Here is a 6116-nt window from a genome sequence, read left to right on the forward strand (position 1 = left end):
GCTCAGTGCGGAGCCGCCGCTGCCCCCGAACGTCTTTCGCTGACGACAAGGCGCCTCGGCCGCCTGAGAGTCCGGTTGAGATTGAGCTCAGTCGCTGACACGACGTAAGAGGCTGACAATTGCGACGTGGATTGGCTCACAACCGAGACGCCCTTGGCTGACGTTGTGGACGTCAGCCAAGGGCCACCTTTGCCTATTGCCCAGCGCGCCAGCCAGACTGCCCGAAAGTAAACTCCCTGGATGCCGGCAAAGGGCCGGCCTAGGCCTGCCCACCGACCTGCCAGCCCGACCCCGACCGAAGTCGCAGGCGCTCGGTCCATTTGCGGGATAGCGCCGACGAGGACGCGTCGCTTCAGGCACTGTCCGAAGCTCGGGGAGAGGCTCGGCCATCTCCGAGCCCCAATCTTAAGGATAAAATTAACGAGTTGTTTACTCTTTCCCGAGGCGTGCGACGCTCGTCAGGGTCGATTCAAAGTCCGGGCTCACATGCTTCATCTTCTCCGCGTCCTCACCCTCGCGCTCGTGCTGGGCACGCCGGTGCTCGCATCGGCGGCCCCCGACCATCGACCAGCCGAGATCTCGTTTGCCGAGACGCTGAAGCTCGCCGAGGCCGGTCAGCTGAAGAGCGTCCGGCTCCTCGATGATCGCCAGGCGCGGGTGACGACGATGGATGGGCGCACGGCCGTCATTCGGACGCCGGTGTCTCAGGCCTGGGCGATAGATTTGGCAAAGAGCGGCACGGACGTGGAATTCGGCAGTCCCGAGGTCAGTGCGCTCAGCCTGTCATTGGGAATTTTCGGGCTGGTGGCGCAAGTCCTGGTGCTGGCCCTGATCGTCGGAATGGCCGTCTGGTTGCTCCGCACTGTCCGCAGCAAGTCGAAGATCGGTGAGTTCATCAAACCTGGCGACCCAAAATCGTTCACCCGGTTCGATCACGTCGCGGGAGCTGACGAGGGCAAGCAGGCTCTCCGGGACATCGTGGTTTATCTGAAGGACCCGTCGAAGTTCGAAGCCGTTGGTGCTCGGGCAAGGAGCGGGGTTCTGCTCGAAGGTGATCCAGGCAACGGCAAGACTCTCCTGGCCAAGGCGGTGGCGGGCGAGGCCGGCGTTCCCTTTCTTTCGGTCTCCGGCTCTGCTTTCCAGGAGATGTTTGCCGGTGTCGGCGCCGCTCGCGTGCGATCGATCTTCAAACAGCTGCGCAAACGCGCTCCCTGCATTCTCTTCATCGACGAGATCGACTCGGTGGGAAAGCGGCGCTCCGATGGCTCGAGCTCGGTGGAAAACGATTCCGCCAACACGCTCAACGAGCTGCTGACGCAGCTTGACGGGCTCGGGTCCTCCGCGGGCATCGTCATCATTGGCGCGACCAACCGCATTGATGTTCTCGACCCGGCGCTGGTGAGGGCCGGCCGCTTTGATCTGCACATCACTGTGCCGGCACCCGACCAGATGGCCCGTGAGCGGATCCTCTTGGTTTCGGCGCGCGACGTCGAGATCGCCGCAGACGTCGATTTCGCGACGGTCGCACGCGGAACACCCGGTTTCTCGGGAGCCGATCTGGCGACCCTGGTGAATGAGGCTGCATTGCGTGCCGGCAAGCGCGGCGACCATCAGGTCAGGATGGCGGATTTCGAGGACGCGCGTGACGCCAAACTGCTCGGCGGCGACCAGCGCCACGGCCTGATGATCGATCCGGGCGAGATGGAAACGATCATCGTGCATGAAGCAGGGCACGCATTGGCCAACGTCCTGCAGCCGGAATGCGACCCGATCCACAAAGGCACCGTGGCTCCCCGCGGACGCTCGCTTGGGCATATCGCCATGCTGCCGCTGAAGGACCGTGTGCTGCTCCGCAAGTCGAAGCTGAAGGCCGAACTGATCGTCACGATGGCGGGCCGGGCTGCCGAGGAAATCAAGTTTGGCGATGACGCCATCACGAGCGGGGCTGCCGCGGACATCCACGAGGCGACCAAGATAGCCCGTGATATGATCACCCGCTTTGGCATGGGCTCGACGATGGCCAGCCGTGTCGACGGCGGCAGCGCGTTTTCGGCCCGACCGATCTCGGAGAATTCAAAGCAGCGCGTCGATGACGAAGTCGAAGAACTGCTGCGCGAATGCTACGCGGCGGCTCTCACGCTGCYGCGCGCCCATGAGCCTGCCCTGGATGCACTCTCCGCGCGTTTCCGGGAGCAGGACACGCTCTCCGGCGACGAGATCAGACAGATCGTCAAAGACACCATCGAGATGGCCAGTTTGAGCACAAGCCAGGCTGCCTGAAGCATCGGCCCGAAAAGTGGATTACGGTTTTCGGGCAAAGCCGATGCAAAGACAAAGCATCGGCCCGAAAAGTGGATTGCGGTTTTCGGGGCAAAGCCGATGCAATCACAGATGATCCAGCATGGTCGTCGCGCCGCGCGCCCTGATTGCGCGCGGCCCGGGAGATCCCGTTCATCCCGACTGCCGATAGCCCTGGTGACGAGCACCCAATCTTTGCCGCCCGGCCAAGATCGGAAAGCGGATACTCAGTTCCGTCACAGATCGATGACGACATCGCCCAGAGGCTGGGAACAGCAGATCAGCACATTGACGCCGGCTGGTGGATCGATCGGCTCGGGCCGGTAGGCCACTTTCCCAGCCACAAGCCCGGTTTCGCAGGAGTGGCAGACCCCCGTTCGGCAAGACCACCGCGTGGGGATGTCGCAGGCTTCGGCAAGCTCCAGAAGGCTCTGAAACGCCGGCCCCCAAGGGACGCTCAAGCCGCTCCGGGCGAACGAAACCATCGGCCCCGCGGCGGAAGGCCCAGGAGGCAGGTGCGGCGGCAAGTGCGGCGGCCGCTGCGGCGAGGCGGCGATCCCCGGGTTATTCGACGGACCTGCGCCGAACCGCTCAGTATGGATACGGTCTTCGGCGATGCCCCAGGCTGCAAGGCCTGCGGTCAGGTCGCTCATGAAGGCCGACGGCCCGCAGATAAAGAAGTCGGCATTGCGCGGGACGTCCAGATCCCGAAGCACCCCGATGTCCAAACGTCCATAAGCATCGAAATCCACGCCCGGCCGGTCCTCGGGATCGGGCGCGCTGTAGCGTATGTGGCGGTGGCCGTGGGCCAGGGCTTCGAGCAGGGTTCGGGTCTCCTGAGCAAAAGGGTGCTCACGGCCGCGGCGGGCCCCGTGCAGCCACCAGACGTCCCGTGGCGATGCTTCGGCCGCCAATGCGTGGAGCATCGACAGGACGGGAGTCGCCCCCACCCCCGCACTCAGGAGGACAACGGGGCTATCGTCCAACCGAAGCGTGAAGTTGCCTCGTGGCGCGCTCACGTCCAGCACGTCGCCAATCTGCACCGCTTCGTCGATATAGGTGCCCGCCACGCCGTGCGGTTCCCGCTTTACGCTGACGCGATAGTTGCGGTCGCTGGGTTCGCCCGACAAGGAGTAGCTGCGCATCAGCGCCGGCGCGACCGGGGCCGGCCTCAGGCGCAGCACGACAAACTGACCGGGAAGAGCAGCCGTCAGGGGCTGTTCATCTACGGGCTCAAGCGCCAGAGAGATCACGCCGCCGCTCTCGCGAATCTTGCGCGACACCCGCAGCGGGCGGAAACCCGCCCATGCTGGCGGCGGCCCGGACACCGGAGCGAGCCCGGCATTTCCCGTCGTCGCGCTGCTGCTCTGCTCTTGCGCGAGCAGCGCCTGGAAGGATGCGCGCCAGCCTGCGCTCAGTGCGGGGATGCGCAGCGCCCGCTCGATCAGGCTGCTGGGGTGACCGGGCCTATAGAGCAGCGCATCGATCTCGGCGACGGTGATCCGCTCGGCGCCGATTCCGACCTGGACGATCTCATCGCCCGCTTCGACCTGGCCTTCCTCCAGAACACGCAGATAGAAACCGGGCCTGCCACGCGCCACCAGCAGCGCGGCCATTTGCGGCTCGTTCATGCGAAGACCGACCCGGTAGCAAGTGACGCGCGGCTGCGTCACTTCGAACAGGGCGCTGCCGATCCTGTAACGGTCGCCAATGCAGACCTCACCATCCGGCAAGCCATCGACCGTGAAATTTTCTCCGAACTGTCCATAGGAGAAGTCGTCCCGGCCCAGCTCAGCTTGCCAAAAGCGATAGGAGTCCAATTGGTAGACCAAAACAGCCCGGTGCTCGCCGCCGTGCCCGGCAAGGTCTCCTTGCCCATCCCCATCGATGTTGGGCCGACGTACCGCGCGCGGGCCCTGAACCGGACTTTTCCAAACGGCGGTGTGGACGGTCTTGCCCTGCCACGGAATGTCGCGTGGCAGGCCCACATTGACCGAAAGCAAGCGAGCCATCACTAAGCCGCCGCCCTGGTGGAAGCCGCGATCGATACRCCTCCGGAGAGCAGGCCGACTACGGACATTGGTAGACGATCTGGCCGTAGGAGTTCACGACCTGCTGGCAGCCTGGGGCGTAATAATACGCCCCAGCCGCCGCGGCTCCGGCGGCCCCGTAGGCGGCGCTCCTGCGGGTGGTCCGGCGGGCCACGCCGGCATAGCTCATCGGCGTCAACGGTCGCCCGACCCTCGCCTCCGCCTGACTGGTGAACGCGCCCGATGGAACGGAGATGTCTCCGCTCCAGAGCAGGGCAGCGCCGCCGGCCAGCACTGCGAGCGCGGCGCGGGACATGAATTTCAAGGCTGACTTGTTCATTTCTGACCTCCGGGAACGACGCCGGCTGGAATTTCGTCAATGTCCTTGAGCAGGGTGATCGCAACGCCGCTGGCGCCTTCCGGCGGCTTGAAAGCGAACGCATCCGGTGCCGGGCTGACGCCGGTCTTCCAGTCCCTGAGCCGCAGCGTGTACTGGGGCGCGGCGCCAACCGCCTTGCTCGTGATGACGTATTTGCACGGCAGCGGCCGGTCACCGACCTCGACCCAGAGCTGCCAGTCGGTGTCGAGATTGCGGAAGGCGAGATGTTCGCATTCGACGCCCCCGACGATGCCGCGGCCGAGATGCTTGGCCTCCAGCACCCCGGCCATCAGCGCGTCGTAGGGCTTCGACAGAAGAAGGTCCGCCCCTGGAATTTCGAGCAGGGTTTCGTTTCGGAGCTTGTCGACCACGGTGTCGAAGGAACCGACGGCGGGAACCTGTGCGAACCGGTTGCCGCCGCGGTCAAAGACCGTCACGTTTGAACCGTCTGAGATCAGTTCGACATCGGCATAGCCGCCGGTCCGGCTGATGCGAAATTTGTTCGKGCGGCTCATGGTGACCTCACCCGAGGCGCTGAACTGGATCTTCTCAACGGCAGGCGTCACCACCTCGACGTCGGCATCGAACTTCACGGACAGGTTCTCCTGGCGGCTGAGATAGTCCGCCATCCCCTTCACGATGCTCCGGGCGTCGTCCTCCGCCGAGGCGACAGGCGCCGCAACACCTGTCACGGCCATCGCGGCGAGAAGGCCGAGCGCGGACCTCAAAAGCGCGGCGCGCGGATGCAAACGGATCCTTCGGTTCATTGCGTGATCCTCCCTGGCTTTCCTCGGGAGCGAACCAGCGGAGACCAGGCCTGCTTCGTCCCATTGGATCAACAGCCCCGCAGGGGCACTTTAATCCTTCGCGAACACCATGAACACCGGGCTTGACCGATGACAGTCTCCTCGGCGTTCAGGCTGCTGTCGCCGACGAGCTTCCGGCTCGAAGGTCAGGCCCGTTGCTCCAGGGCTCCTCGCGCGTGAATTCGAAATGGCATCGGCCTGAATGGCGCGAGTTGCCGGGCGGCTGCMATGCGAGCACAACGACCGAGAGGGGCGGGGAGCTGACATTCGCCGGACCACGTCGGCCGTTCGCGCGGCGACGTGCTGCGCCATCGCGTGCGCACCCGATAAGGTCTGGAACCACAACGCCTGTTGGCCGGCCTGGCGCAACCGGCGTCGCGCACAGGCCGAGGCCGCTGGCGGCCTGCGGGATCTGCTTAGGCACATCAGCGCGATCGTCACGACGCTCGGCAGCGTATGCTTGTCTTCGGATCACTGTCATCCAGAATGCCAATGCGATTGCTGACGGAGAGACAAATGTACAAACACATTCTCATCGCAACAGACGGCTCCGAACTTGCTCGCAAGGGACTTGAACATGGCCTGGCCCTCGCCAAGCCGCTC

Annotated in this window: 5 protein-coding genes; 2 read left to right on the top strand and 3 right to left on the bottom strand. The window is 64.6% G+C overall.

Annotated features, from left to right (window positions below):
• Window positions 1-240: 240 nt before the first annotated feature.
• A complete protein-coding gene (locus tag AC1DJT_RS33370) occupies window positions 241-2280 on the top strand; it encodes an ATP-dependent metallopeptidase FtsH/Yme1/Tma family protein (protein ID WP_476835756.1) in 2040 nt (679 codons plus the stop codon).
• 254 nt (window positions 2281-2534) lie between these two features.
• Here the strand turns inward: AC1DJT_RS33370 and AC1DJT_RS33375 are convergent, their stop codons facing one another.
• Genes AC1DJT_RS33375 through AC1DJT_RS33385 form a run of 3 tightly spaced genes read right to left on the bottom strand, consistent with a single transcriptional unit; the run spans window position 2535 to window position 5474 of the window.
• Window positions 2535-4310 carry an MOSC domain-containing protein gene (locus AC1DJT_RS33375; RefSeq protein ID WP_476770895.1) on the bottom strand — a complete coding sequence of 592 codons (1776 nt, stop codon included), beginning with the start codon at window positions 4308-4310 and terminating at the stop codon, window positions 2535-2537.
• A 58-nt stretch (window positions 4311-4368) separates the two neighbouring features.
• Window positions 4369-4668 (bottom strand): hypothetical protein, encoded by a 300-nt coding sequence (locus AC1DJT_RS33380; protein WP_476770896.1) that lies wholly within the window; start codon window positions 4666-4668, stop codon window positions 4369-4371.
• Window positions 4665-5474: a DUF2092 domain-containing protein gene (locus tag AC1DJT_RS33385; RefSeq protein ID WP_476835757.1), complete on the bottom strand. Its 810-nt coding sequence runs from the start codon at window positions 5472-5474 to the stop codon at window positions 4665-4667. Before AC1DJT_RS33385 ends, AC1DJT_RS33380 begins: the two co-directional genes overlap by 4 nt.
• Window positions 5475-6029: 555 nt before the next feature.
• Here AC1DJT_RS33385 and AC1DJT_RS33390 point away from each other — a divergent pair.
• On the top strand, window positions 6030-6116 hold an 87-nt coding region (locus AC1DJT_RS33390), incomplete at its 3' end, for a universal stress protein (RefSeq protein ID WP_476835758.1).

This window comes from Allobosea sp. 05T422_2 (assembly GCF_056396265.1).

Excerpts from the sequence above, each read along its gene's own strand:
- AC1DJT_RS33375 (WP_476770895.1), bottom strand. The coding sequence starts at position 4,310 with ATGGCTCGCTTGCTTTCGGTCAATGTGGGCCTGCCACGCGACATTCCG.
- AC1DJT_RS33380 (WP_476770896.1), bottom strand. The coding sequence starts at position 4,668 with ATGAACAAGTCAGCCTTGAAATTCATGTCCCGCGCCGCGCTCGCAGTG.